Origin of the sequence: Leptolyngbya sp. FACHB-1624 (genome assembly GCF_047649235.1) — a bacterium.
In the GTDB taxonomy this organism is placed as follows: Bacteria; Cyanobacteriota; Cyanobacteriia; order Leptolyngbyales; family Leptolyngbyaceae; genus Leptolyngbya; species Leptolyngbya boryana.
In genome coordinates this window covers 2,665,665-2,692,302 of sequence record NZ_CP180258.1, presented here as the reverse complement: position 1 = coordinate 2,692,302, position 26,638 = coordinate 2,665,665, and the positions used below count along the sequence as shown (strand labels likewise).

Sequence of the window (26,638 nt, the reverse complement as noted above, 5' to 3'; positions counted from 1 at the left end):
ACACCCCCACATGGTTGCGTCAAATTCGGCTCCCCAAAAATCAGGCGAAAATCGGTTCCTGCGCTGGATTAATCTCCGAAAAGGCGAAGGACAGCGCACGTTTTGGATGTTTACGGCTTATAGCGCAACTTCATCCGGTCTGATGTGGCTTGAAGCCTGTTCGGTCGATCGCTTTCTCTCAGAATTTGGCGCAGCGAATCTTCCCGTCATCTACATCACAAGTGCTGGTCTGAAGATTCTCTTAGGAATGTTGTACTCGTGGCTGCAAACATTTTTGCCGCTGCGATCGGTGATTATTTGGATTGCGCTCTTACTCGCTGCACCCCTTCCCTTCTTTTCATTGGGTCTTAGCGAATCTGCGGAAGCACAGATTGGCAGCTTTTATATTGTGCAGATTACGATCTTTGCCATGCAGCTTTGGCTAGAGGCAAGCCATGTTCTCAATGATTTGAACGCTTCGATTACCGCTAATCAGTTGTTTAATATCCGAGAAATTAAGCGTACCTATCCGTTAATCAGTAGCGGCATTCTGGTTGCAGATGTGTTTGGTGGGTTTTCGTTACCTTGGGTCCTGCGGCAATTTCCACGGGATCAAGCGGTTCCAAGCGTACTGCTTCTGGCATTTGGGCTGATGGTCTTCGGCGCGATCGTCCTGTTTGGCTTGAGTCTTGCCAATCGGCAAGCTTTTCCTACGGCTCCTCGTCGTCGAGAAGACAACAATGCCGAACATTCTCCGCCCCGACTTCAGGGACAGATGAAAAGTTATATGCAGTTGTTGCAGATCTTCTTTTCGCTGGCACAGGTTTTTCTCTTGCTGGTTGAGTTTCAATTTCTGACGCAATTAGGCAAAGATTCGGGGCTGGCTTCTCAGATTGTAGGTGGCGAAGTTGCTGGCTTTCTCGGACTGTTTAACGGGGCATTGGGGATTTGCGAATTGGCGATGCAGTGGATGTTTTCGAGCCGTGTTCTCGATCGCATGGGGGTTTTCACCTCGATTATGCTGCTGCCGATCGTCGTCATGAGTCTCACAGGCATTTCCATGACCGGGATGATTCCTGTGTTTTATGGAGTTTTAGCACTGCGGTTTCTCTATGAATTACTGCATTACACGTTGCTAAGTGGAAGTGTGCCATTTCTCTTTTATTCTGTTCCTGACCATATTCGTAACCAAGAACAAGCAAAAGTTCGGAGTATTGCAGAGCCTATTTCTACTGCTGTGACTGGATTAATTCTCATGGGATTAGTCAAGCTCAGTATGAATGGCATTGGCGTTGCAGAACAGACGCTCAGTTTCAGTCTGATGATTGCAGCCGCGATTGTGTGGCTCTGGACGATTGGTGCATTAAAAAAAGAGTATCTCAATCTGCTCGTTCTGAATGCGGGGCGTGGACAGTTGAGCACCTCAGAGGTCGATTTGAAAGCGCTGCGACAGAAGACGATCGATACTTTAGAAAAACCCGGAACCGAAGAAGATAAACGTGCCTGTATCGAATTCTTAAGTGAAATTGATGGCAGAAATTCAGGAGAAGTTCTGGCTCCACTGCTTTCTAGACTTTCGCCAGAATTGCAGTACAAAAGCATCGAAGTGATGCTCAAGCATCCGAATCCGGCATATTTAAATCCAGTCAAATCACTCTGCGCTCAGCGTCCTGCTCCGGAAGTAATGGCAGTTGCTTTGCGCTATATCTGGTTGACCGAAGAATCTGCTTCATTCAGTGAATTGCGGCATTACCTCAAGCCAAATCATCCTTCTATTGTGCGAGCGACCGCAGCATCGCTGATTTTGCGCCAAGGGACTATGAGCGAAAAGGCAGAAGCAACCTATGTCTTGCATTCGATGTTGACGAGCAAGCAAGTTCAAGATCGCGTGATTGGCTGTCGGGCATTGGGAGGAGCCGTACATCTACAAGGCTTACGATTGTGGCTCAAACCTTATGTCTCTAAGTTGGTCAAAGATCCATCGTTTGAGGTGAGAGCCGCAACGTTAGAAGCGATCGCGGCAACTCGATCCGAAGAATTCTACCGTTACCTGATGGTGGGTTTATATCATCGCCCCACTCGCGAAGCCGCCAAGTCAGCTCTCGTGAGCTTAGAAGATACCGCACTCAACAATCTGATTCGGCTTGTGGATGATGTGGAGCGACCGCTGTTAGTTCGGACTGAAGCGATGAGTGCGATCGGACAAATTGGCACTCCAGAAGCTTTAGATCTGCTGATTTCTCGATTGACAACTTCTTGGGGAGTTCCGCGACGTGCCCTATTACGCATCCTGCTGAAAGTGCCCAACGAGAAAGGAATTGATGCAGTCGCAGAGCAGTTAGGACGTGTAGGCATTGAACAACTAATCGAACAAGAATTGATGTTTATCGGGCAAGTGTATGCGGCTTCGATGGATTTGATTTTGGAGCGGATTCGCTGTGATGAGACGATGCTCTTGCGATCGGCATTAGAAACGTTGCCTGCCGATAGTTTGGAGCGGATCTTCTTGCTGATGAAGTTTCTCTATCCGATTGGTTCGATTCGAGTTGCAGAGTATAACTTACAGTCAGAATCGAAATCCGCGATCGCGCAAGGGTTAGAAATTCTCGATAGTACCTTGGATATTAATAGTAAACGGGCACTACTGGGAGTTTTGGATCGAGAGTTGCCGATCGATAAGCTGCAGAGTTTATCGAGTCTTGTGCCGTATACGCCGATGCAACCGAGCGAGCGACTGAACCATCTACTCGAACTGCGGCATTTTATTTCAGATTGGGCATTAGCTTGCTGTTTCCATCTCGCAAAACGGGCACATTGGAATATCAGCCCAGATGCGATTCGATCAGGCTTGCGACATCCGAGAGGCTATGTTCGAGAAGCCGCACTGAGCTATATCGCAGCCCAGTTTCCTCAGAAATTAGGACTGGTGCTGCAAGGATTTCAGAACGAGCGCAACCCCATTGTGGCAGCGCAAGTTCAAGAGATGATGAAAAAGTTGGGGATGCGTCTGCCAGCACAACATCCTGAAGCGCTACCGCGCCTGAAAACCGAATCTTAGGGTGAGTCTAGTTTGTAAGTTGAAAAAAGCCAGCCATGTTGAACAGTTTTGAACGCTTATTGCTTGTTCGAGGAGTCCCTATTTTTAAGGAATTGCGGGACGATTTCCTGGTGCGGCTGGCATCGATTATGGAAGAGCGATCGTATGGGGTGCGCGATACGATTTTGATTGAGGGTCAAGAAGGACGCTCCATGTATGTCATTTCTAAAGGGGTCGTTCGGGTGCATAGTGGCAGCCGAGATCTGACGTTCTATAAACGTGGAGATTTTTTTGGAGAGATGTCGCTGTTCGATTCGGAACCGCGATCGGCATCCGTGACGGCGATCGAGCCTTGTGAGTGTTTGGTCTTGACGCAGCAGCAGCTATATGAAGCAGTCGATGAAACGCCTGGGATTGCCTTAAATTTGGTCAAGATTCTCACAGGTCGGGTGCGAGAGATGAATAAGAAGATTAAGGTGCAGGAACAGGAAATTCGGTTGCTCAAAGGTGAGCCGATTACACAGATTCAGTAATTGGAATTGAGTCATTTAACTTGAGCAATTCGTGAATTCGGAATCAGCAATTCTAGCTCTGTGCGAGATTAGATTCAGTCCGAACGAATTTGATGCATCAAGTGCTCTAAGGATCATCCGAACTGACTGGAGCGAACTATAAAACATTTCTCACGAAAATCCGGTACGATCAGCAGAAGGATTAAGTGACAAATGTACTAAAATGCCACGCAAGCCTGCTCTATCTTACGATCGTGGAACGCTGATTCTTCATCCACCGCCTAAGGGCAAAGCGTGGATCGAATTTGCCGTGTGGGACGATCGCATTGAGAAGTTTCGGGTGCCTGCAAATCAATATCGAGAATTGATGTTAGCACTGCGATCAGAAGGCATTGAAATCGACGATCGCGCAAAAGGATTTAATCAGATCGATCTCGTTCCTGCTGTGGAAATGGAGCCTTATCCTCATCAGCAAGAAGCTTTAGACGCTTGGCAAACTTCAGGACGATTAGGTGTCGTGGTCTTACCGACCGCAGCCGGGAAAACCTATCTGGCACAGTTGGCAATGCAAGCGACCCAGCGCAGTACGTTGATCATGGTTCCAACCTTGGATCTGATGCATCAATGGTATGCGAACTTATGTGCTGCATTTCCTGATACAGAGATTGGATTGTTGGGCGGAGGATCGCGCGATCGCACTCCGATTCTGGTTGCAACGTATGACAGTGCCGCGATTCATGCAGAAACATTAGGCAATCAATATGCATTGCTGGTCTTTGATGAATGTCATCATTTGCCCAGCGACTTTAATCGAGTGATTGCAGAATATGCGATCGCGCCTTATCGCTTAGGGTTGACGGCAACGCCAGAGCGCACCGATGGCAAACATGAAGATCTCAAGACGTTAATCGGACAAGAAGTTTATCGGAGAACGCCAGAAGAATTATCCGGTTCAGCCCTTGCGAAACACGAAGCAATTCAGATTCGTGTTGCACTTTCTCAACAGGAGCGAGAACGCTACGATCAACTGATTCAAATTCGCAATGCTTTTCTCAAACAATCGAATCTCTATCTGAGTAGCGCTCAGGGTTGGCAGCGATTTGTGCAAGCAAGCGCGAGATCTAAAGCCGGACGCCGAGCGATGTTAGCGCATCGAGAAGCAAAAGCGATCGCATTTGGAACCGAGGGAAAACTGAGAGTTCTTGCCGATTTACTCGCGCGTCATTATCCTGAACGCACGCTCATTTTCACAGATGATAACGCTACGGTTTATCGAATTTCTCAGGATCTGTTGATCCCCGCCATTACCCATCAAACGCCTGTCAAAGAACGGCATGAGATTCTGACCAAATTTAAGCAAGGAGAGTATCGATCGCTCGTTGCTTCTCGTGTGTTAAATGAAGGGGTAGATGTTCCCGATGCAAGTATTGCGATCGTGCTTTCGGGCACGGGTTCTGCACGCGAGTACATTCAACGGATGGGACGCATTCTGCGCAAAAGCAAAGATCCAGGAAAATTAGCCATTCTGTATGAAGTCGTGGCAGAAGATACTAACGAAGAAGGTGTTTCTCGACGACGGAATCCGAATCAGAAGAAAAAACCGCGATCGGCTTCACGCCAGTTAGAACTGGTCTCTTATACAACTCCTCCAAATGTCGTGCCACGTGCTGCAGAAGGTGAGTCCAGCTATGACGATTGGTAAGTCATCGCCAAAATTCCCTAACTCCACTGCAACTGCCGCACTGGAATCTCAATCACAAACGTGGCTCCCCGCTCTGCCTGATGGTCACACCACAACCGTCCCCCATGTTGCTCGGTGACAATCTGATAACTAATCGACAATCCTAATCCTGAACCGTGACCAATCGGTTTAGTCGTAAAAAATGGGTCAAACAACCGCTGCTGCGTCGCAACTGACATGCCAATTCCGTTATCTGTGATCTGAATTCGTACCCATTGCGTCGGTTGTCCGTCTACCTCTTCAGTAAAGAGCACCGCTTCAATCGTGATCTCCGGGATAAAATCAATTTCTTCTAGCAGCCACCGCTCATCAATTGCCTCGATCGCATTCGAGATCAAATTCATAAATACCTGATTGAGCAGTCCTGCAAAGCATTGAACTTTCGGCAAACGATCAGAGTTCTGTGTGACCTGAATGGCAGGGCGCATCATTGAAGTTCCCGAAGCTCGGTTGGCTTTCAACAAATGCTGCAACAGCATTAAAGTACTTTCGAGTCCTTCACGTAAATCCACTGCCTTCAGTTCAGCTTCATCATGGCGTGAGAAATTTCGCAGCGATCTCACAATATCCCGAATGCGTTCGGCTCCGGTTCCCATTGAATCTAGAAGTTTGAATACATCATGCTGCATAAACTCTAGATCGAGGGCTTCTAGTTCTTCGGCAATCTTCTGAGGCGGAACGGGATACGCCTCATGATAAAGCCAGATTACGCTCAGCAAATCTTCAACATACTGCTTTGCGGGTTCTAAATTGCCATAGATAAAGCTCACAGGATTATTGATTTCATGAGCAATTCCTGCCACTAATTGCCCTAAACTCGACATTTTCTCAGTCTGAATCAATTGCGTTTGTGTTTTTTGCAATTGCCGAAATGCTTGTTCAAGTTCCTGTGCTTTTTGACGAAGCTGCTGTTCTGAATTTTGCAACGCGATCGCAGTTTGTTCGCGCTCTGTTTCTAATCGGATACGCTCTGTAATATCAAGTACTGTCGAAACAATACTTACAATATTTCCATCTGCGTCTAAGACAGTATTGTTATGCCATTCGCAAGTAATAATTTCTCCATTGTCGCGGATGTTCTCATTAATGTTGCGCTTTCCTCCTGTCTGTTCTATCAATCGCGTGATTACTTTGCTGACCTCAGGCTGCACGTTACTGGGAATCCAGTAATCGCAAGGTTTCCCAAGCGCTTCATCTCTCGATGTGCCAAACATAAACTCTGCGGCTGGATTCCACTCTTTGACCGTGAGTTGGGGTGTCCATTCAATAATCGCGAGGGGCGCATGTTGAACTAAAAGCGCTAATCGCTGCTCAGACTGAGATCGCGCAAGTTCTGCTTGTCTACGTTCTGCTTCGCTATTCACACGATCGGTAATGTTAATTCCCATTGAAACAATGCTCATCACACTACCATTCGGAGCGAGTAACGGATAGTGAAACCATTCACAAATAATCGTTTCACCGCTCAAAGTCAAATGTTTCTGGATCTGTTGTGTTGTTCCTGATTGGGTCAGTAATGGGGCAATGACGGTTAAAAAGTCTGCTTTGAGAAACTCTGGCAAAATTTTCTCAAGCGACTGCCCGACAGCTTCTTTTCGGGAGTAGCCAAATGTTCGTTGTGCAGCAAAGTTCCAGGTTTGGATTTTATAGTCTGCTCCCCATTCGACAAAAACAAATGGGGATTGTTGAATGAGTAAGGTCAGCCGCTGCTGCGATCGCATTAATGCAACTTCTGCGGCTTTCCGTTCTTGAATCGCTTGATCCAGTTGATCTGAATTTGCGGATTCTGTCTCTTTGATCGTTGCAACGATCAGGGGCATTCCTTGAACAGTGGATTTTACAACCGAAATCTCTTGAGTCCCGCCATTGACATCATACAGATATCCCGTTTGAGTTCCGGCTGTCAGTCCTGTTGTGAGGTCAGGTGAGAGAATACGATCGACATTGCGAAGAAATTCAGCCGCGCTATAGTGTGCGAGCGTGCATAAAGCTTGATTGGCAAAAACGATTTGCTGATGATGATTCTGAACAAAAATTGGCGTTGCAACTTGATCGAGAACTCGCCAAAGATATCCTGTCGCATCTGATGTTGCTTCAAACTGATCTTCCCCGATCATTACCCGCTTCCTAACCTGAAATACGTTCTTGTTAGCGTTCCCAAAAAGGAATCGGTCGCTTGAGCATGAGACCCTACAAATATCCAGCAGGATCAACAGGTTCACCGTCTTTCCTGACTTCAAAGTGTAAATGTGGCCCTGTAGATAATCCGGTCGAACCTGTCGCCGCGATCGCTTTTCCTCGCTCCACCGTTTGCCCTTCACTCACATACAATTCCTGCGCGTGAGCATACATCGTTGTGATTCCATTCCCATGATCCAGAATGACCGAATTTCCATATCCGCCATACCATCCGGCAAAAATGACAACGCCTCGATCGGCTGCCATAATCGGGCTACCGTAATCTGCCCCAAAATCGATTCCAGCATGGAATCGCTGATATCCCAAAATTGGGTGCATTCGATATCCAAATCCACTGGTGATCGGGCCTGCACTCGGTAAGTTGAATTGACCCGTTCCCAAAATCACAATTCCGTTGCGAGCACGTTCTTCCGCAATCCGCTTTTGAATCAATTCGCCAATGCTTTTGGAATCTTTCTCTAATTGTGCTTCTGCGGCTTCTAATGCCCGACGATTGGTTCTGAGACGCTCGACAATTTCTTTCTGATACTCTGCCTGCTGCTCAAATTGCGCCTTCTGTGCCATTAACTGTTGAGCAATCAGGGCAATATTATTCTTTTGCTGTTCAACTTGCTGCCGTTGGCGATCGACTTTCGCCGCTTCTATTTTTAGGTCTGTCAGCGTTTTGCGATCGTTTTTATAGATCTGTTTGAGCCGGAACCGTCGATCGAGAAAATCATTCAAGTCTTGACTTTGTAATAAAACTGCCCAGCCATTACTGCCCTGCTGACGTTGCAAAAATCTCAGACGAGAAACGGTGGAAGATTGCCGTTGCTGATAAGTTCTCTCGGTTGCGGCTAAATCTTTCTCCAAATTCTTCAAGACTTGATTAGCATTCATCAAGTTTGCTTCAGTTGTCTTGATCTGGCTAGTCGTCACCTGGATATTACGTCGAATTCCGGTGAGATCTTTTTGTGCTAATCGTTCTTGGCGTTGCACTTTTTCTCGCTCTTTCTGTACGAGTTCTCGCTGTTGATCAACTTGCTGCTGCTTCTGTTTGAGTTGATCGACTTCTTGAGCAAAGGCAGGCAACGTCAAACTCAGATAAAGCAAACTCGCGCAGAACCAAATTAGCCAAACTCGTTTCATCAACGCGAAAAATTGTGCGATCGCCAGCATGTTATCGACTCAGTGCACTGTCAAAACAGGAACCATTATGTCGGAATCTAAAATTTCGGCACTGCTGAAATCACGGGAAAGCGCCACGAATGACTCAAACAAGGTCTGACGTATGGATGCCATGAAAACCACCTCGGTAAAAACTCAGAATTTCAAATTTCACATCAAGCTCTTTCTCTATCTGCTAGAAACTCTTTGAATCCGTCATAACACTGATATAAGTTGTATAAATTAATCAATTTCTAAATATGATACACAGACGGTTCCGACTGAATTGATTGGAATTTTGATAGGAAACGTTCAACGCTACAAGATGAATGTGACCGTATGACCACGGAATAATGTAACTTTTGTGAAGTGATTCTAAAGTCAGCAAAATTATCAGGAACGACCAGTCAATTGATGTAATAGGGTATACATGGACTCTCAAATATTACTCAGATGTCAATATTCTTGTCACCCACCAAACTGCTAATCTGTGCAGGAATTCTGAGTTTAAGCTTGCTCTCTATTGCAAATCCAGCATTTGCGAATAATGGCAAAAATAACTCAAAATCTAATACCACTCCCGTTGTGGCTCCCACCCAACCAGCAACACCAGCAACCAGTTCTTTCACAGTTGGACTAGCAGATTTAGGAAAAATCTTCCGCGTCAATTTTGATGGGAACGTTGGAACTCAATCTGTTGCCGGGTTGTCTTCATTTGTTGACTTCACATTCAATGGATTTGAGACTGTTGCAGGAAATACGATCGCGAAATTTAAAGCGGTGTTGGACGACACCTCTAGCGGTGGCATTACCTCTCGTGTGACAGGATTAGGCTTCGACACAAGCTCGAATCTAGTGCGTTCAAGCGCGAGTGGGTTGTTTACTAGTGCGCATTTGGATGGTGCATTTCCAAATCAGTTCGGCAATGTTGATGTTTGTTTCAACGCTGGAAACACTTGCCAAGGGGGCGGAAATGGCGGTATCAGCACGTCTGGCGGTACTGGAACGTTTGACTTCTCACTCACACTGGCAGGTGCAGTAAATAGCCTCACACTCAGCAATCTTGGAGTTCGTTACCAAAGTATTGCGGGTACATCATTAGGCACAAGCGGTACGGGTCGTGCGACCTCCGTCACTGTGCCTAATCCACCAACTACTCCTCCGACTACCCCACCAACCACTCCTCCGACTACCCCACCAACCACTCCACCAACCACTCCTCCGACTACCCCACCAACCACTCCACCAACCACTCCACCAACCACTCCACCAACCACTCCACCAACCACTCCACCAGTTACTCCTCCGGTGACTCCTCCAGTTACCCCTCCAATATTCGACACGCCGATCGATGGAACAAAACCCAACGATCCGACCCCACCGGTTACTCCTCCGGCACCTCCAACTCCTCCGAAACCGCCCACACCTAAACCTACGAAAGTACCTGAACCTGGCACGATCGCAGCATTAGCGTTAGTGAGCGCGATCGCAGTGCGTTACCGCAAACAACGCGATACCGAAGCGGAAATCTAAATCCGTTAGAAAACACGACAATCATCAAAAAAGAGAGTGCAAAACTTCACTCTCTTTTTTCTTATCTTTACGATCTCTGGAGTTGTTCAGCTAACAATCCTTGCGCTCTAGGGCGATAGAGCAGATAGAACAGCGATTCAATGTATCGCATCATATCTTCGCGATGATCTTGTGAAGTGTAATTCCAGAAGCCATAAATTTTGGCAAGTGAGAGCAGCCGCGTTGTATGAATTTTCCAAGTGTAAGTACTGTAGACTCGCTCGATTCCCCGCTGCGAAATCTGGCTCCAATAGTGCGGATCGCGATCGCACTGGTCTAGAAACTCTAAGATTACTTCTGCTGTTTCTTCGTAATTGGTTGGATTGATATAAAATCCATTCACTTTGTTCTGAATAATTTCAAGTGGACCTCCAAATCGAGTTGCAAACATTGGCAGTCCAGTCACCATCGCTTCAAGAATCGTCAAGCCAAATGCCTCAAATAAAGCAGGCTGCACAAAAATTCCTTCTCGATCAGCAATGACTCGATACACCTCTCCCGTGTCAATTTTGGGCAGACGCACACCAAGCCAGCGAATTTTGCCCTTGAGCTGATAGCGATCGATAATTTCATACAGCTTTTCGATTTCGCTAATTTCTTCGTGATCGGTTGAATCATCGGTGCGAAGTTTCCCCGCAATTAGGATCAAATTACATCGCTCTTGCAGAGATTCACTTTGTCCATAAGTCTCAGCCAGTCCTGTGAGATTTTTAATGCGATCAAGTCTCGCCATCGAGAATAACGGACGTTTATCTGGATTATCCAATTTGCCGTAGATTTGTTCAGGATCGTCATCGTAAAACAGAAGATTCTCTAGCCGTTCTCGATCGTTTAATAGTCGATCTTCTGTGCGAGTAAAGGGAAAGAATACGGCTTCATTCACACCTGGAGGAACAACGTTGAATTTAGGACTAAATAACTCAATCCCATCAACAACATGGTACAAATCTGGCATAGTAAAAGATTTGTAAGATTCGTACTGACCAACGCTTTCAGGTGTGCCAACGATCTCTTGATAGGTGCTGCTAATGATAAAGTTTGCTGCATTCATTGCAATCAAATCTGCCGTAAATTGCAGCGAGAAATGATATTTATCTTCTAGATCTTGCCAGTAAAGATTGCTAAAAAGATATTTCGATTTCTCAAGCGCATGAGCAATAATACAATGTGTTACTTTGAGTCGTCTTGCTAGTAAAAAAGCAACGAGGTTTCCGTCAGAATAGTTACCGATAATTAAATCCGGTCTGCCTTGAAACTCCGCTCGAAGCTCACGTTCTGCATCGATTGCAAAGGTCTCCAAATACGGCCAAATCTCGAATCGAGAAATCCAATTTTGTGTCAAATGTGGATTAAATTCTCGAAATGGAACTCTTAAAATCCAAGCATCTGTTGTGCCATAAATCTTTTCAAGTCTCTGATTACAAAGTGTTCCATCACTATTTGGAATCAATCGCGTTAAAACGATGACTTTCGGCTGCACACCCAAGATAGCTAAACCTGCAAGTGCAAGATCCTCTTGCAACTGTTTTTCCAAGCTTTTAACCTGATCTAGAATGTAGACGACTTGCCCGCCCGTATCAGGTCTGCCTAAAACTCCTTCTTGTCCAAACCATCCATGCGGCGAAATTAATGCCACTCTAAAGATCATTGGAATTCGCGAGATAAAAGCATCTAAAGTTTGGTGATCAGGTGAATCAATTAATTGATCTAAAATTTCTAACGTTTCTCGAACCCTTGCCGCTGTGTTACCCCAACCTGGTTCAAATCCTAAATCTTGTAATTCAAATCGAAAGGTTTGATAAGGATCATTTGGATCACGATCGCTAACAATTCCTAAGGCTTGCTTCACGCGATCGCTTAATTCTTCGGTGGAGCGAATCCGCTCATTAATCAACAATTGAAGCCCGTTATATCGATGTAACTGTAGAAATTGATATAACGAAACTTGCCCCTTTTTCTCATCTTGAAATAATTGGCTAGATAGAAAACGGTTGAGATATTCAACACCTTTTCCAATGTTTTTTGGATCACGCAATACAGGCGAATAGTCATAGAAGGGCGCAAAATCAATTTCGTATACATCCCCTTCTTGGGGATGATAGTGGTTGACAAAGCGATCGCGTAAATCGAGCAATTCTTGAACACTCATCGGTTCTACTGTCAAATCTTCAAGGATTCGGTACGCCTCCTGCTTTGCAATTCTCGGACGGATGATTAGACAAAAAAAGTCGTTTTCTAAAATGATTTCTTGAACATATCGGATTAATTTTTGTAGATTTGGTGAATCGGAAAATTGCTCTGACTTTTCATTAAAGAGTTGAAGAATTTCATTTCTAAGTAAATACTTTTTATCAGCCGATCTTAATAAGCTCGCAAATTGACGAAAATTCGATCGTTCCTCACTCTTGAGAACAGCTTGAATTAACTCTGACATCTTTCCTCACTCTCGATTTCAGTACTTCCATCTCCGGTTTTCCCAAAATAATTCTCATTTGGGGAAGATACTTTACATAATTTGAAATAAACCTACATCTCGATCCATTTTTTAAATTCACGACAAAACGCTAACTCAAATTCCGATCTTTTTCGTCTGTCAATCGAAACAACTTGCAATCCGCTCAATGACTCAATATGATCTATCCGTTGCAGCCCAACCACTAAGGCATGACTCCTGACACTTCTGTTTCGCCCACTCCCATTGACCCGCTCTCAGTGACTTCAGATTCAACTCTGGAGAAGCCTCTAGAAGCCCCTACACCTTCCTCAGACACTCCAACCGCTGAGAACCCTAAAACTGATGTCACTGCATCTAGTGACGCTCATGCATCCAGCGAGATCACGGATAGCAGTCTTTCTACATCGAGCGAGCTATCTCCTCAGACAGTCGCGATCGCAGATCTCCAAGTCCGCCTCAAAACAAAAGAGGGGGAACTGCATCTGATTTTGCCGCCCGAATCCGAGAATTCAAAGATTGCCCTGGCTTGGGTAGAACTGTGGCAGCAATTCAAACAGCTTTTAATGGGTCAGGAACGATTTTGGCAGCCGAATACCCCTGTGCATTTGGTCAGTGACGATCGCTTGCTCGATACACGGCAAATTAGCGCGATCGCAGAAGCTTTGGCTGAAGTGCAATTGCAATTGAAATGGGTGCATACCCGTCGTCGTCAAACGGCTGTTGTTGCTGCAACTGCAGGCTACTCGGTTGAACAAATTACGGCTGCTTCCCCATTACTTCCGAATTCTGAGCCTGCAACAGCGATGGAGGATCCGCTCTATATCCAAATGACATTACGATCGGGTGCAGAAATTCGTCATAATGGAACAGTCGTAGTTGTTGGAGATCTCAATCCTGGAAGTTCGATCATTGCAGAAGGCGATATTTTAGTGTGGGGTCGCTTGCGAGGCGTAGCGCACGCAGGATGTAAAGGCAATGCAAAATGTCTCATCATGGCGCTGCAAATGGAGCCAACTCAGATTCGGATCGCGGATTATGTTGCTCGCGCCCCAGAAACGCCCCTTGCACAATATTTCCCTGAAGTCGCCTATGTTTCGCCTCAAGGAAGTATTCGGATTGCACGCGCAGCAGATTTTGCAGCACGGAAGGAAGAGCCTAATTTTTCGTAGGTCTTGGGAGAGGGAAAGTGTGCAGGTCGGTGTGAACCGCAGTTATTTTTCGGAAGTTGGGAGATGGGGAGAACCCAAACTTAGATTGCTCCCTATCTTCCTATCCCCACTCCCTATCTCCCAACAAAAAAACGAAGGGCAGATAGCATCTTCTATCCCACCCTTCACTTTTACTCAAATTCCAATTGGCTTTAACGTTGAACGTTCACAGCAAACGTCAACACATCTTGTTCGCCTAAACGAACTTCTAACGGATAGACGCGATCGACAGCGAACTCCCGAATCTCCAGATTCAGCCGACCCGCTCCGTCGCGATCGACTAAAGACCGAGACTCCTCGCCTTGGAACTGAAGACTGCCGCCACAAGGAAGCTCTGCCTCAATTCGTAAGCAATCTGTCTTATATTCCATCCGTAGGGTAAATGCTCCAAGCTCAGTCAGCCATTCCCGCTCAATCCGAGGTTGCTGGGTCGAAATCTTCAACGTCAATGTACTCAGAATCTCGCGGGCTGCTAGTAGCGATAACGCCATTTGCTGCGTGTCGATCGCACCCTCAAAAGACTTCGGCAACTCCTCTCCAAGCTCAGTCGCGAGGTCTTGCAGCTTGGCAACAGAAGACCGAGCTGGAGAAACCATCACATACCCTGCAACATTGTTGAGCAGTTGAGACTGCCCCGGAAACAGGGTGTCCACTGCCTGAACCAGTTTTGCTCCTTCTCGCAGCGAAGAAAATAACGCCGATTGACACCGTGCCAGAAGTTCGGTCATCACCGCTTCAGGCAAAGGGATCGGCAAATTCATATGACGAATTTGACTTAACCAAACAGATGCTGCGGCTAAAACAGGTTGCGCTTCGATCGTTGACTCAGCATCATAATGAACCGCTTCTTTTTCCCAAGGAAAAACGGGCGGCTTTTGCTCAGCCTCCATCAGAAGACGACGTTTTAGCAGCGCATGAAAACGATCTTGCACAGCAGGTATCTCTCCCGGTTGGTGTGATAAGTCCTCAGACGAGGACGAGTGTGAGGTGGAACGATCCTCACGGATAGCATCACGATGTTGATCGAACTGTTCAAAAGTGACCCTCGGATCGGATGGATTGACCAATCCTAGGTTTTGTAACAGTTTTAATAGAACTCTAGTTCTGCTTTCTAAGTCGTGATCCATTGTGATAACACCCTATTCATCAGCCGAGAGCGTTCCTCCGGAATCTTGGTCATTACGAATTTCCCAAGCTTGCTCAAGGAGTTTAAACCATTGTTTCTGAACTTGATTCACCGTGCAACCTAACCGTTGAGCGATCGTGCTCTCGGGTAATTTTTGTTGCTTGAGATGAAGCAGTTCAGCTTGAGACTTCGTTGCCCGTTGATGTAACAGTTTCCACTGTCGATTGGAGAGTCCCAGATTACGCTCTAAATCGGCTTCTAGCCATTGATGCACCAGCTCCCAATGGTGAGAGAACGAAAATCGAATCAAATGATATTTGAATCGCTGCTGTAAGTAATCCCGTTGACGCGGGGTTAAGCCCAAAATTGCTTCAATTTCATTGGCCGGTAAATCTTGAAGTCTTAACGTAAAGTAGTCGATACAGTCATGCTGCTTCCGTTCTTCGAGATAAGCAATCAATTCTTTGACCACTGATTGCCGCAACGTATCTTCAGCTAATTCAGGTTCTTGCGCGACCATTTGTTCGCGGACTTGCTGAATTGAGGCCATATTCCAAGGATTCTCAGATTCTGACATCGACCCTTCTGCGGCTTGCTCCAAATCTACGAGAGTTTCGATGGGCTGCTGCTGAGAAAAGGTCTGTGCGCGCAAAATGATCAGCTGTTGGTTCCGGTGTCCGGGTAGGGGAATACGACGCTTGCCATAACGCTCGGTGAACGCCATGTATTCCGCAAGCTCTAGCGTGGTTTTGGGCGTGTATTCGGCTCCCAACTGCGACTCTCTCCGGAAGGCGTTCAGCGCTTCCATGTAAAAGCCTTGTAAGAAGTCTTCGATCAAAACGAGTCGGGCTTGGTAGCTCGATTGAGTTTGGGGCGGCGTGATGTAGCGGTAAATCACAGCACTCAAATTGCTGTGAAGCTCAGCGCGACCACGACGCGACCCTAATTTGTAATAGGACAGACATTGTTGAAGGCGATGCTTGGCAAGAGTCGTTGCCCAGGTTTGAATTTCGCCGGAAGCTTGAATCCGTTTGCTCTCGGAGCAAATTCGGACGACTTCTTGGGTGAGTCGATCGGCGACTTCTTGACAATTGCGCTCAGAGGCATGGGTTGCTTGTTTCAGTTCGCCTAGTAATAGCTGAAGAATCGCATCCACGCTCTGGCAGATTTCCCCCACGGTTTCTAGTGTCGTGCAAATCAATGGCTTTCTCTCATTGGTTTGATGGAACTTTTTTGTGATGCCTAGATCACAATAGTGGTAGAAATCCCTGATTATTTGCGGACGGTACGTATGACTCTAGATCAACAACTTCAAGCGCTGATTAATGACGCACCCAAAGACGGCTCTACTCCTCAGCTTATTGAGTCTATCGCTCCGGTTTTAAGCGCGATCGCTCAACGATTACGACATCTTCAATACTATGTGGTGCAGACGCTCAATCAAGATTGGGTGATGTTAACCCTGAATCATCGTACCCAAGGCGAGACGGAGAAAAACGTCGTTTATGCGTTCCCCAGTCTCAAAGACGTAGCTTCTAGTCCTTATGATCTCAGTGATCCGAATTTAATCGCGTTGCCTATCCCCGTGACGCATATCCTGTTTCAAATGCTGGCAATGGATAAGGATTACAGCACTATTTTTTTTGAAACTCCTGGAAATGCGACGATCGGAACTGAGGTTCAGCGATCGGAGCTAGAAAGTTTGATTCATGAATATTGGCAATCCCAGGCAGATGCGGTGTCTGATGCCAATATTCCCAGTGATATCGCCTGATTGTGTGAGATGCATGTTAGAACTGTAAATCAAAATCTTGGTAGAAGTATTTGGATTTGCAGTTCTGACTTTTCCATTTTTCCATAGAGAAAAAACTTTGAAAAGTCAACCGTTTGAATACGCTATTTTTCTGAACTCATTCCAGATTGCCCTTGCTTGCACAGATAGACAAGTTTGAGGGAAAGATTCAAACACAATCCTTAAAGTTTGAATGGGTCGTTTCATCAAAGCTTTATATGAAGAATCCGGTTAAGAAGAGACCAATGTGTATATCTACAAGGATTTCAGCAGCTGTTTAGAGAAATCGAGTCGATTTGGCGGAATTTCTACAGAAAGATGGATCGTCAAATCGAAGAAGTCCGAGTACGATCGACGGGAAAATATTTTTGATTAGAAAAAATGAATTCTCTTTCAACGAGCGTGAGATCAGCGCTGACGTTTGGTTTATGCTGCTACGTCAATTCAACGCCCCAAGTTCAAATTGCCCGAATTGCGAATATTGAGAATTGGTATTTTGAACGGGTAGTGTTTCCGGGGCAACGCCTACTGTTTGAAGCGCCCGGCAACGCCCATCTTGAAATTCATACAGGTGCAATAGCGAGTGCGGTTTTGACGGATACGATCGCCTGTTCATCGCTGAAGGTTAAAAGTTCAGAGGGTTAGCTGTTCGAGATGTCAGCAGGCTAAATCACTTATCTCTGAATCTAACCCAGTTTCGGGCTGAATGATTGCCTTGATCACCTTAGGCATCTTTTTGGCTAAATAAACAGCAAGCTATTTGAATCTTGCATACAGTTTAATCTCATGGGTTTTACGCTTCAGCATAAAAAAACCGTTGAGTGATGAAAAGTAGCAATAAAGACCAGGAATATCATTCTTGTAATGAGCAGCTAACCCTATTCAGGCCTGAGCAATTTCTCTACTTTGGACAATTGTCCAAACTCCTGCTGCGCGAATTTCAAGTGACTGACTTCAAATTCCTCGACCATCAAATTCCTCAATCGTTTGAATATCCAGCAGAATCGAGAGCGTTTAGCTAGGATTATGAAGCTAACGATCGAGATTTTGATTCAGCACGATCGAACCGTGAGAAACTGAAATCTAATCTGATCCATCAGCAGGCTAAGCTAAATCTCTTCTGCATATTTAGCCTACAATCTTTCTGCTTGGTCGTACTCCCGCAACGTATTCATGACTGTCGCACGTACTATTTGTCTAGGCTTTCTCGCAGTAATTCTAGTCGGCGCTCTGCTCTTAATGCTTCCCTTCTCAACCGCTTCCGGAGAATGGAACAGCCCTGTGGCAGCCCTTTTCACCGCAACTTCAGCCGTCTGTGTAACAGGGCTATCAGTTGTCGATGTCGGCAAGTTTTATTCATTCTGGGGGCAGTTTTTTCTGGTGCTCTTAGTCCAAGTCGGAGGACTTGGCTACATGACTGCCACTACAGTCTTACTCCTCCTGCTTGGGAAACGGTTAGGACTAAGAGATAAAATCGCAGTTCAACAATCCCTGGATGTCCAAGGGCTTTCAGGACTTTCGGGACTCCTGCAATCGATTATTGCAACGACCCTAGTGTTTGAACTGACGGGTGTGATTCTGTTGATGACCGTTTTTGTCCCACAATTTAAGGATCAACCTTTGTGGGCACTGTGGCAATCGATCTTTCACAGCGTCAATGCCTTTAATAACGCGGGATTCGGCTTGTTCTCAGATAGCTTGGTGCAATACGTAACCAATCCAGTCATGAACTTTACGATCACTGGATTAATTATTTTTGGCGGGATCGGCTACGGAGTCATTATGGAGCTATATCAATGGATTCGCAATCGCATCATGCGCAATCCTTGCCGCTCAAATTTTTCTCTCAATTTTAGAGTTGCAACTAGCACCACGATCTCGCTTCTAATTCTCGGTACGGTCGCATTCTACGCGACCGAATTCCGTAATCCCAATACGCTTGGAGCTTTAAGTCTGCCGCATCAACTGATGGCAGCTTGGTTCCAATCTGTCACACCCCGCACTGCCGGATTTAATACGATCGACATTACCAAAATGACGACTGCGGGCTTGTTCATCACGATCGCGCTCATGTTTATGGGTGCAAGTCCAGGCGGAACGGGCGGCGGCATCAAAACTACAACGGTCAGAGTTTTATTAGACTGCACCAAGGCTGTTCTACAGGGCAAAGAAGTTGTTTTAGGCTCACAGCGGCAGATTCCTTCCGCTCTGATTCTGAAAGCGGTCGCTGTGCTTGTTGGCTCGATCGGCACTGTTATTGGGGCAACCATCCTAATTGCTCTGACCGATGCCAAACTTGATTTCATTCACATTCTGTTTGAAGTTGTCTCAGCCTTTGCCACGGTTGGCTTAACCGCCTTTGGAACGGCAAATCTATCGATTCCTGGACAACTGGTGATCATTGCTGTCATGTACGTCGGGCGGGTCGGAGTCTTGCTCTTAATGAGTGCGATTCTGGGTGATCCCAAGCCGAGTTTTGTTAACTATCCTGAAGAAAATTTACTAGTTGGGTAACATTTTCAAATTATCATGAACAATCAAGAGTCATATTGAGGACAGGGACGTGAACTTATCGTCGTTAGGGTTCTTCCATAGTTTGAAATCGGATAACCGAAATCGACAGTTCGCTGTCATTGGATTGGGGCGCTTTGGTCGTGCAGTTTGTGCCACGATGCATAACTCTGGCTATGAAGTTCTAGCGGCTGACTTCGATAAGGGTAGAGTTGATCAAGCGTTAAACGATCGGATTGTCACCCATGCTCGCCAAATCGACTCGACTCAACCAGTGGCACTCCGAGAAGCCGGAATTTTTGAGCAAGATACTGTGATTATTGCGATCGGGAATTACGTTCAGGAAAGCATCATTACGACGATGAACGTCAAAGAAGGCGGGGTGCGTCATGTGGTTGCCAAAGCTTCCTCAGAAATCCACGAGAAATTGCTGAAAAAAGTTGGAGCCGATCACGTTGTCTTTCCAGAACATGAAATGGGTTGCGACTTAGCGCGATCGCTGACCAAACCTGGAATTTTAGAACGATTTGAGCTTGATCCTGAAAATAGTATTGTTGAACTCATCGCACCCGAAAACTTCCATGGCAAGACAATCGCGGAACTGAGACTGCGATCGCACTACGGCTTAAACTTGCTTGCCTTTAGTCATCAGGGAAAATTTATCATCAATCCTGATCCGAATACACGGCTCTCTAAAGGGATTGCGATTGTTGTCATCGGCGCAAATCGAGATATCGATCGCCTGCCAATTTGATCCGTAGGAATACGATTTCCGAGGTTTATCTTGTACATTAAAAGAAGAAGAGGGTTCTGCGTAATTATTCAGGATGATTATTTAAGCTTGTGTAAAATAACTCAGGACTCTATGGCAATAATTTGAAAATCCTGCTAAAAATACCTAGTCTCATAGCTGATATTTTGGCAATTTTTCCTCAGAACGTCTAATTACGTTCTTAGTCCAAGTGCAGATTACAGGGGCATCAACCAAAACACTCTCCGTCTTCCTGTAAGGTCTGTAATGTATGGCAAAAAGTTTCTTCGGTTTGACATGCCCTAAGTCAAACTTTTATCCAGTCAGTACTTTTAAACTGGCGGGTTGTTCAAATCGTGGCTCTCGTCGATCGTGGACACTGCTAACCCTCAGTATTACAGGGGGATGGCTTCTCAGTAATTTCTGGGTTCCAGTCCGTGCTGCTACGATGATCAATAACTCGGGTCTACAATTTGAGCAAGATACAACGCTTGATTCTAACTTCATAGAATCTCATGGTGCGTATCAATCGACTTTCGGAGTCATGGAAGTCGATACGAAAAAGAAAACTCCGTTGATTGTAGAAACGAAAGCTGCGGATGATGCAGAATCTATTTTTAAGCCTTCCTCGTTTCGGAATCATACTGGAACCAATACTGACTTTCGAGGAACCCCAAGCAATGCAGTTGCAAATCCAACTGCACGATTTACGTTTAAAGGAAACAAGCGATACGTTTTGTATTTAGAATCTAGCTTTAATGGTCGCCCGACTGGAATTCTTTACTCAGAGAACGTTCTGAATCCCAATCAAGAGCAACAAGTTAAATTCACAGGCGGTGCGAGCGATCTGTGCTCGAGTGGGGTGATGGTGAATTGGGACGATACAGGTTCTAAACTTGTGCGGAACCGAGGACAACAAGATCGTGATTTTGATGACTTTATCGTGCAGTTGAAAGGAACCACTTGTGCGATGGGCGGGGGTGAACCTCCTGAAGCCGTTTCGCAACTTCCCTCCCCGCCTCCGGTAGGAGTCTTACCTACGACGGTCGGTGGGAGAAGATTTCCCTGGGAACCATTGCTGCTGCTCGGTGCACTTCCGTTTTTGGGTGGAGGGAAGGATAGCAGTTCAAATCCTCCAGGTGGTCCAGGAGGACTGGTTAGTTCGAGTAATCCAGGTAATCCAGGCAATCCAGGCAATCCAGGCAATCCAGGCAATCCAGGTAATCCAGGTAATCCTATCTGTCCCAATAAACCAAACTGCCCGAATACTCCTGTCCCAGAACCAATGACAATTCTGGGGTCTGGGACTGCGATCGCATTTGGAGCTTTGATTCAGCGTCGCAGAAGACGGAAGCCATAATCCCTTAACGCTGTAAAGGCGTTCCTACTGGAGCGTCTCTACTCGTTTTTGATCGACGGATAATTCTGCTGCCACCACTCTATCCATTCTGTCCAAGCTTGCTCTAAGTCTTGCCGAGTTGTCGTTGGAGCCTTTGGATCGATTGGGAGTGAGGCGTTAGTCCAGAGACAGCGTAAATCGCGCAGTTGACTTCTCCCGATGAACCAGGGGAAGACACGCTGCATCAGAATATCGGGTCGAGTCTGCGCGCCTCTGAGTTCGCCATCGGTCACGGTCGTATCCCGAGTGACTGGAATGCAGGCGGAAAAGTAAAGTCGATTTGATCGCTGATAGACCGCATAGCTGCCGGTCGTTGAGCGCTTGGTTTCGAAATCAATTTTGGTGTTGTTAATCGTAGATTCTTCAAGAATGTCCGAGACTTTGGTGTAGGTGTCATTAAAGTAGCGCATCTCAATGTCCAGAGAGCGACCCTGGCGAAGATAGCGATACTGCTGTCCAGCGATCGTTAAATCATCGACGCTTGTCGCAAGCGAAGGGGTATAGCGTTTTTGAGTGCCAATTGAGGTGGCTTTGACAAATTCCCAGCGGGACAGGGGAATGGCTGCTGGAAAAGAATAGCTAAGTTGGGGTAGCTTCTGAGGGGGTGTAACTGTGAGTTTGAGCAGCACTAAACTACTACTTGCAAGCGCAGCAGCTAACCAATAATTGCGAATGGTCTCCCAGGTTTTCATGCTTGCACCTCATCGTTTTCAGCAGCCCGATCGGCTTGTTCGAGCAAGAAGTAACACAGGAAACCGAACAACGCGACGGAGATCATCGAGAAAATTAGCGAACCTGTACCTAAATGCCAATAATCAAAGGCTTCTCGCTGATTTTGAGCGACCAGAATTGCCATCAGTGCCACCCGAATCGCGTTTGTGAGGAAGGCGATGAGCATTCCAGCGAGGGGTACGATCAGCGATCGTATAAGTCCGATCGGGAAGAGAATCACAAACAAGCAACCCAGTAACAAATGCTGCCAAATCAGCTGAATCCCTGAACATCCTGGATAGACTTCGACACTTCCAGTCGGCATATGAAGTAAAACCCCGTCTTGAATCACCCGAAATCCGGAGTACCAGAGTAGGCTACCGCTGACATCTGCAGTAAGGGGCGAAATGTCGAATTGGGTTAAGAGAGTCGTCGTCGGGATCGCCATCCATGCCAATACGAGAAGTGCGCGCCAGTACTGTTTCAGGGCAAAGCCTGATGCGAGTAAAGCGACTCCAATTCCAGATACGATCGGTGCAAATCTCAAGAAAGAGTCATATTCTGAAATGCCTAGACTTCTGAGCAAGACCCAAGCAATACAGCATGATCCGATCGCGCTCGGTACAGGATTGCTCTCAAATTTCAAGTTTTGATGGTTGCGCCAGACGAGAAACCAAGTGGCAGCCCAACAGATCAGGGCAGCTTCTAGAAATTGTCCATGATGTCCACTTCTCCAAATAAGTTTCAGATGAATCGCAGTGAGTGCTGTACTAAGTGCCAGCAGGAGATAGGGGGTGTTGAAAAACACAGTCATGAACTGTAAGTTTGGCAAAATATTTTACAAATTGGAAGCTAGCCTACTAGATTTTGCAGGTAATTTCGAGTCTTTCAGGATAGATTTTCATGTCTATTCACAATTTCTCGATATCTAAAGGCTGCCTTTACATCTGAAGGATAGCTGATTGATGCAATGTGGCACAGACAATTCAATTAGCAGTTGAACTCGATTTAACTACTTAATTTGCAACACCTTGAGTTAAGCGAGACATTGCTTCAATAAATTCGTGATGAGTCAAGCGGGATTTTTGCTGTAAGTATGCCATTGATTTGAGAGCAGCCCAATGGGCATCCCAATCTGAACCCATGCAGCAATCTTCGATGACATAAAAGTGATAATCGTGCTGGTGAGCGTCAACAGCCGTGTAGTGTACACACACGTTGGTCAATGTGCCCATGATGACTAATGTTTTGATGCCGAGACCCCGCAGCAGTAGATCTAAATCAGTGGCAAAGAAAGCACTGTAGCGTCGTTTGGCGATCGTAAACTCTCCATCCCGAGGAGAGAAATCAGGATGAAAATCGGTTCCTGCCCAAGTTTCGAGACAGTGAACAGGTTCAGCACCATCTAGCTCTCGCCCAAAATCCACCATTTCTTTACGATGCACTTCTTTGGTATGGATAATGGGCAATCCTGCTGTTCTAGCGGTGGCTAAAACTTGCTGAGCTTTGGGTTGGACTTCCGCAGCGCCAGTGACGTGGATTGCGCCACCGTGAAAGTAATCTGCTTGAAAGTCAATAATTAACAGAGCAGTCGATTTGAGATCAAACATGGGCAGCATCCGGCTGTTCTCCTGACTCACTCCAGTATGTTCGATTCTACAGATTGAAATTAAAGCGTGTACGTAAAATCTTCCACAATCATTCCAGGAGCAAGAACGCCGCCTAAATTGCGATGCTCATACGTTCCAATGTCGGGAATAAATTCTTGAAAATTCGTCAGAGCGACCAAATTATCTCCCCAAAATTGATAGAGACTATCATCGAATCTGAGATTTTCGATCGGCGCAATAATCTCGCCCTTCTCAACCCAGAAACACGCATAGCGCGTCATTCCAGTGATGCGACCTGTGGGGCGATCGCTCCAATTTAGGTAATGCAAATTCGATAGATATAGTCCAGTATCGAGGGTTTTGAGAATCGCATCGTGGTCTAGGTCACCTGGGAGAATTTCGGGCGATCGCAGTTCTTCTCCTTGGGTTGCGCCATTTGCTTCCAGCCCATATTCTTTTGCGGTTGCAGACGAGGTTAGCATGTTGACTAGTTCGCCTGATTCGATCAAAGCAAGTTCTAAGGGTGCGATCTCGCCGAGTTCGTTAAATCTGGGAACTAAGCCGGATGTGAAATTCTCTTTCAGTGTGAACTTAGGCGAAAGTTTCTTCTCACCTCGACGCATCGCACTAAAGCAACTGCCGCCTTGTTGGTGAGACGATTCACTAATTCCTCCCCAAGAAAGCATTGTCATCAATTCCGCGATCGCAGCCGGTGCAAGATAAGTGCGATACTGTCCACGCTGAATCGGCTTTGGCGCGTTGGCCATTAACGATAATTGCGCGCGCGATTCTTCAATCCGAGATTGATAGGCTGCCTCATCCCAAGTCGATCCGGCTAATGTGCCTTTTACGGCTTGTCCATCAGCGGTAAACAGTGAGTAATCTAGCGAATAAGAATCGGTGTCAAACCAGTGTTGTTGACCGACTGAATCCGCATACGCTCGAATCACAGAACCTGCGGCATAGATTCCCGTGAAATCGAGATCCGACACCATTGGAAGCAGGGTTGAAACAACTTGATCAGCAGCAATGAGCTTGCCAGCATGAGATTCTCGGCTGATGTGATTGCCTGAAGGCAGGACGAGATAAGGATTTTCAGGCAGTTGGGGGACTTCTTCGCGCAGGAGTGCGATCGCAGCTTCAGCCGTTCGACGATCGCACTCAAGATTGCCAGTAAACGGAAATTCCCGGTAGCTACTCCGATGGTTGTGCATCAAGACCAGCTGAAGACTGCCATCATTGACAGTTCCCGTTTGCCGAACCTTAGCGTGATTGAATCGAATGAACTGGCTTTGCTCACAGTTCAGAGTGAGGGTAAATTGCTCATCGGGTTGGAGTTGACTACGAATTTCGTCAACCAGTTGATTAAAGCTAGCTTCTAACATCGGCTATGCGCCCCCTCCAAAGACTTCGATATTGGCAAAGACCGCCACAGGAGAGCCATGCCCGACCGTGATGGCTTGATTCGGCTCGCCTTTTCCGCACATCGGTGTGCCGTACATTTGCCAGGTTGAGCGATCGCCGACTTCGATCAAGCCTCCCCAAAATTGAGGTGTAATACTTCGATAGTTCGGATTCCGCAACGTGGTTGTGAGTTTGCCTTGCTCAATGCGTTTGGCATATTCACAACTAAATTGAAATTTGTGGCGCTGATCGTCGATCGACCAAGAGCGATTGGATTCCATGTAAATTCCGCGATCGATGCCTGCAATGATTTCCTCGAAACTCTTAGTTCCGGGTTCGAGATTGAGGTTTGCCATACGATCGATTGGGGGACGATTCCAAGAAGAAGCACGGGCACACGCAACTCCTTTGACACCTGTTCTCGCTTGACTTTCGAGGCTGCCGACTCCGCGCTGTAAAATGCCATCTTTGATCAAATATTCGCGCGTGGCGGGTGCGCCAGTGTCGTCAAAGCTGTAACTGGCAAATTCACCCGAAACCGTTGGATCAAAGGTGATATTCATCAACGGTGAACCGTAGACGAGATTGCCAAAATCTTGCAGTTTGACAAAGCTACCGCCTGCATAGTTACGCTCATCGCCCAAAATGCGATCGAGTTCTAACGGATGCCCCACACTTTCATGAATTTGCAGCAGCATTTGATCGGGTGCAAGCACTAAAGTGGTTGTCTCACTGGGACAGTCTTCAGCGTTGAGCAGTTCGATCGCTTGCTCTCCCACTTGCTGTACGCGCTGCCAAAGTTCTGGTGTGATGAAGTATTCTAATCCGCCTTGATAGCAAGCTGCGAGCCAACCGTTATTGGTGCGACGTTGTACCACAGAGCCTTCTTGTGCGGTTGCTGCGTAGTCTGTGCCGATGCGGAAGAAATGTTGATAGACTTCTGAGCCATTCGTGCTGACAAACCAGGTTTCTGTTTCAGTCGTTAACGCCGTGGCGCTAGTTTGAACAATCTGATCGGAAATCTTGAGTTCTTCAGTAATTTTGGTCAGGATTTGGTTAATTTCGCCGGGACTCAATGCATCGAAGGGCTTTAGTAAGGGCGAAACATATTGACCGACAACTTTGGGGCGCGCTTCGATCGACGTTGAATAAATATTCCATGCTGAAGCTGCAAGCGCTTGACGATATGCCTGTGCTGCTGCGGCTTGAATTCCCTCGACTGTTAGTAAATTTGTAGCAGCGTAGCCGATCTGCCCTTTGACTAGGACTTCGACCATCACGCCTTGCGTGAGAGACGAGCCATTGGTTTCAGGAACGCGATCGCGCACCGAACGAGTGGTAGATGATTCCTTGGTGGCTCGGAGTCCTATCCAATCGGCAGGAATCTCCAGCGCATTCAGGAATTGTGTGAGTTGAGAAATCATGGAACGTGGATGAATTCAGGATTGAAGGATTTTCGCGGGACGAAGATTAGTCACTCATTAT

Annotated in this window: 21 protein-coding genes; 11 read left to right on the top strand and 10 right to left on the bottom strand. The window is 46.4% G+C overall.

Annotated features, from left to right (window positions below):
• The first annotated feature begins 10 nt into the window (after positions 1–10).
• From ACMUEV_RS12495 to ACMUEV_RS12485, 3 genes are all read left to right on the top strand, one after another.
• Positions 11–3,037: an Npt1/Npt2 family nucleotide transporter gene (locus ACMUEV_RS12495; RefSeq protein ID WP_190651991.1), complete on the top strand. Its 3,027-nt coding sequence runs from the start codon at positions 11–13 to the stop codon at positions 3,035–3,037.
• A 35-nt stretch (positions 3,038–3,072) separates the two neighbouring features.
• The gene (locus ACMUEV_RS12490; RefSeq protein ID WP_017288769.1) at positions 3,073–3,549 is read left to right on the top strand and encodes a Crp/Fnr family transcriptional regulator; all 477 of its coding nucleotides are present in this window, start codon (positions 3,073–3,075) and stop codon (positions 3,547–3,549) included.
• 202 nt (positions 3,550–3,751) lie between these two features.
• On the top strand, positions 3,752–5,230 hold the full coding sequence (locus tag ACMUEV_RS12485; RefSeq protein WP_190651992.1) for a DEAD/DEAH box helicase family protein: 1,479 nt from the start codon (positions 3,752–3,754) through the stop codon (positions 5,228–5,230).
• Between the two features lie 17 nt (positions 5,231–5,247).
• On the opposite strand, the gene ACMUEV_RS12480 is transcribed toward ACMUEV_RS12485, so the two are convergent.
• Together ACMUEV_RS12480 and ACMUEV_RS12475 are read right to left on the bottom strand one after the other, a co-directional pair.
• Positions 5,248–7,386: a PAS domain S-box protein gene (locus tag ACMUEV_RS12480; RefSeq protein ID WP_190651993.1), complete on the bottom strand. Its 2,139-nt coding sequence runs from the start codon at positions 7,384–7,386 to the stop codon at positions 5,248–5,250.
• A 73-nt stretch (positions 7,387–7,459) separates the two neighbouring features.
• Positions 7,460–8,626, bottom strand: a complete 1,167-nt coding sequence (locus tag ACMUEV_RS12475) for a murein hydrolase activator EnvC family protein (RefSeq protein ID WP_190651994.1) — start codon at positions 8,624–8,626, stop codon at positions 7,460–7,462.
• Between the two features lie 441 nt (positions 8,627–9,067).
• Between ACMUEV_RS12475 and ACMUEV_RS12470 the strand changes: the two genes are divergently transcribed.
• Complete coding sequence (locus tag ACMUEV_RS12470; RefSeq protein ID WP_190651995.1) at positions 9,068–10,147, top strand: cistern family PEP-CTERM protein; 1,080 nt, start codon at positions 9,068–9,070, stop codon at positions 10,145–10,147.
• Between the two features lie 67 nt (positions 10,148–10,214).
• Here ACMUEV_RS12470 and ACMUEV_RS12465 read toward each other — a convergent pair whose 3' ends face one another.
• Positions 10,215–12,620, bottom strand: a complete 2,406-nt coding sequence (locus ACMUEV_RS12465) for a sucrose synthase (RefSeq protein ID WP_190651996.1) — start codon at positions 12,618–12,620, stop codon at positions 10,215–10,217.
• Positions 12,621–12,850: 230 nt separating this feature from the next.
• On the opposite strand from ACMUEV_RS12465, the gene minC reads away from it, so the two are divergent.
• Positions 12,851–13,810, top strand: coding sequence for a septum site-determining protein MinC (minC, locus tag ACMUEV_RS12460; RefSeq protein ID WP_017288775.1), 960 nt, complete (start codon positions 12,851–12,853; stop codon positions 13,808–13,810).
• A 191-nt stretch (positions 13,811–14,001) separates the two neighbouring features.
• On the opposite strand, the gene ACMUEV_RS12455 is transcribed toward minC, so the two are convergent.
• Together ACMUEV_RS12455 and hetZ are read right to left on the bottom strand one after the other, a co-directional pair.
• Positions 14,002–14,781, bottom strand: a complete 780-nt coding sequence (locus ACMUEV_RS12455; RefSeq protein WP_051077802.1) for a hypothetical protein — start codon at positions 14,779–14,781, stop codon at positions 14,002–14,004.
• 207 nt (positions 14,782–14,988) lie between these two features.
• A complete protein-coding gene (gene hetZ / locus ACMUEV_RS12450; protein ID WP_268242326.1) occupies positions 14,989–16,131 on the bottom strand; it encodes a heterocyst differentiation protein HetZ in 1,143 nt (380 codons plus the stop codon).
• A 135-nt stretch (positions 16,132–16,266) separates the two neighbouring features.
• Between hetZ and ACMUEV_RS12445 the strand changes: the two genes are divergently transcribed.
• The 6 genes from ACMUEV_RS12445 to ACMUEV_RS12420 all read left to right on the top strand — a co-directional run bounded on the left by ACMUEV_RS12445 (position 16,267) and on the right by ACMUEV_RS12420 (position 21,389).
• Complete coding sequence (locus ACMUEV_RS12445) at positions 16,267–16,749, top strand: hypothetical protein (protein WP_190651997.1); 483 nt, start codon at positions 16,267–16,269, stop codon at positions 16,747–16,749.
• Between the two features lie 399 nt (positions 16,750–17,148).
• A complete protein-coding gene (locus ACMUEV_RS12440; protein WP_190651998.1) occupies positions 17,149–17,412 on the top strand; it encodes a DUF1830 domain-containing protein in 264 nt (87 codons plus the stop codon).
• A 179-nt stretch (positions 17,413–17,591) separates the two neighbouring features.
• Positions 17,592–17,789: a hypothetical protein gene (locus ACMUEV_RS12435; RefSeq protein ID WP_190651999.1), complete on the top strand. Its 198-nt coding sequence runs from the start codon at positions 17,592–17,594 to the stop codon at positions 17,787–17,789.
• A 151-nt stretch (positions 17,790–17,940) separates the two neighbouring features.
• A complete protein-coding gene (locus ACMUEV_RS12430) occupies positions 17,941–19,281 on the top strand; it encodes a TrkH family potassium uptake protein (RefSeq protein WP_190652000.1) in 1,341 nt (446 codons plus the stop codon).
• A 49-nt stretch (positions 19,282–19,330) separates the two neighbouring features.
• The gene (locus ACMUEV_RS12425; RefSeq protein WP_017288782.1) at positions 19,331–20,032 is read left to right on the top strand and encodes a potassium channel family protein; all 702 of its coding nucleotides are present in this window, start codon (positions 19,331–19,333) and stop codon (positions 20,030–20,032) included.
• A gap of 268 nt (positions 20,033–20,300) precedes the next feature.
• The gene (locus ACMUEV_RS12420) at positions 20,301–21,389 is read left to right on the top strand and encodes a PEP-CTERM sorting domain-containing protein (RefSeq protein ID WP_199329564.1); all 1,089 of its coding nucleotides are present in this window, start codon (positions 20,301–20,303) and stop codon (positions 21,387–21,389) included.
• A 38-nt stretch (positions 21,390–21,427) separates the two neighbouring features.
• On the opposite strand, the gene ACMUEV_RS12415 is transcribed toward ACMUEV_RS12420, so the two are convergent.
• The 5 genes from ACMUEV_RS12415 to ACMUEV_RS12395 all read right to left on the bottom strand — a co-directional run bounded on the left by ACMUEV_RS12415 (position 21,428) and on the right by ACMUEV_RS12395 (position 26,577).
• On the bottom strand, positions 21,428–22,120 hold the full coding sequence (locus ACMUEV_RS12415) for a cyanoexosortase A system-associated protein (RefSeq protein WP_017288784.1): 693 nt from the start codon (positions 22,118–22,120) through the stop codon (positions 21,428–21,430).
• Positions 22,117–22,953 (bottom strand): cyanoexosortase A, encoded by an 837-nt coding sequence (crtA, locus tag ACMUEV_RS12410; RefSeq protein ID WP_190652001.1) that lies wholly within the window; start codon positions 22,951–22,953, stop codon positions 22,117–22,119. Before crtA ends, ACMUEV_RS12415 begins: the two co-directional genes overlap by 4 nt.
• A 202-nt stretch (positions 22,954–23,155) precedes the next feature.
• Complete coding sequence (locus ACMUEV_RS12405; protein WP_190652002.1) at positions 23,156–23,758, bottom strand: cysteine hydrolase family protein; 603 nt, start codon at positions 23,756–23,758, stop codon at positions 23,156–23,158.
• Between the two features lie 50 nt (positions 23,759–23,808).
• Positions 23,809–25,134 carry a TldD/PmbA family protein gene (locus tag ACMUEV_RS12400; protein ID WP_190652003.1) on the bottom strand — a complete coding sequence of 442 codons (1,326 nt, stop codon included), beginning with the start codon at positions 25,132–25,134 and terminating at the stop codon, positions 23,809–23,811.
• A gap of 3 nt (positions 25,135–25,137) precedes the next feature.
• Positions 25,138–26,577 carry a TldD/PmbA family protein gene (locus ACMUEV_RS12395; RefSeq protein WP_190652004.1) on the bottom strand — a complete coding sequence of 480 codons (1,440 nt, stop codon included), beginning with the start codon at positions 26,575–26,577 and terminating at the stop codon, positions 25,138–25,140.
• Positions 26,578–26,638: the final 61 nt, after the last annotated feature.

Excerpts from the sequence above, each read along its gene's own strand:
- ACMUEV_RS12495 (WP_190651991.1), top strand. The coding sequence starts at position 11 with ATGGTTGCGTCAAATTCGGCTCCCCAAAAATCAGGCGAAAATCGGTTC.
- ACMUEV_RS12490 (WP_017288769.1), top strand. The coding sequence starts at position 3,073 with ATGTTGAACAGTTTTGAACGCTTATTGCTTGTTCGAGGAGTCCCTATT.
- ACMUEV_RS12485 (WP_190651992.1), top strand. The coding sequence starts at position 3,752 with ATGCCACGCAAGCCTGCTCTATCTTACGATCGTGGAACGCTGATTCTT.
- ACMUEV_RS12480 (WP_190651993.1), bottom strand. The coding sequence starts at position 7,386 with ATGATCGGGGAAGATCAGTTTGAAGCAACATCAGATGCGACAGGATAT.
- ACMUEV_RS12475 (WP_190651994.1), bottom strand. The coding sequence starts at position 8,626 with ATGCTGGCGATCGCACAATTTTTCGCGTTGATGAAACGAGTTTGGCTA.
- ACMUEV_RS12470 (WP_190651995.1), top strand. The coding sequence starts at position 9,068 with ATGTCAATATTCTTGTCACCCACCAAACTGCTAATCTGTGCAGGAATT.
- ACMUEV_RS12465 (WP_190651996.1), bottom strand. The coding sequence starts at position 12,620 with ATGTCAGAGTTAATTCAAGCTGTTCTCAAGAGTGAGGAACGATCGAAT.
- minC (WP_017288775.1), top strand. The coding sequence starts at position 12,851 with ATGACTCCTGACACTTCTGTTTCGCCCACTCCCATTGACCCGCTCTCA.
- ACMUEV_RS12445 (WP_190651997.1), top strand. The coding sequence starts at position 16,267 with ATGACTCTAGATCAACAACTTCAAGCGCTGATTAATGACGCACCCAAA.
- ACMUEV_RS12440 (WP_190651998.1), top strand. The coding sequence starts at position 17,149 with ATGAATTCTCTTTCAACGAGCGTGAGATCAGCGCTGACGTTTGGTTTA.
- ACMUEV_RS12435 (WP_190651999.1), top strand. The coding sequence starts at position 17,592 with ATGAAAAGTAGCAATAAAGACCAGGAATATCATTCTTGTAATGAGCAG.
- ACMUEV_RS12430 (WP_190652000.1), top strand. The coding sequence starts at position 17,941 with ATGACTGTCGCACGTACTATTTGTCTAGGCTTTCTCGCAGTAATTCTA.
- ACMUEV_RS12420 (WP_199329564.1), top strand. The coding sequence starts at position 20,301 with ATGGCAAAAAGTTTCTTCGGTTTGACATGCCCTAAGTCAAACTTTTAT.
- ACMUEV_RS12415 (WP_017288784.1), bottom strand. The coding sequence starts at position 22,120 with ATGAAAACCTGGGAGACCATTCGCAATTATTGGTTAGCTGCTGCGCTT.
- crtA (WP_190652001.1), bottom strand. The coding sequence starts at position 22,953 with ATGACTGTGTTTTTCAACACCCCCTATCTCCTGCTGGCACTTAGTACA.
- ACMUEV_RS12405 (WP_190652002.1), bottom strand. The coding sequence starts at position 23,758 with ATGCTGCCCATGTTTGATCTCAAATCGACTGCTCTGTTAATTATTGAC.
- ACMUEV_RS12400 (WP_190652003.1), bottom strand. The coding sequence starts at position 25,134 with ATGTTAGAAGCTAGCTTTAATCAACTGGTTGACGAAATTCGTAGTCAA.
- ACMUEV_RS12395 (WP_190652004.1), bottom strand. The coding sequence starts at position 26,577 with ATGATTTCTCAACTCACACAATTCCTGAATGCGCTGGAGATTCCTGCC.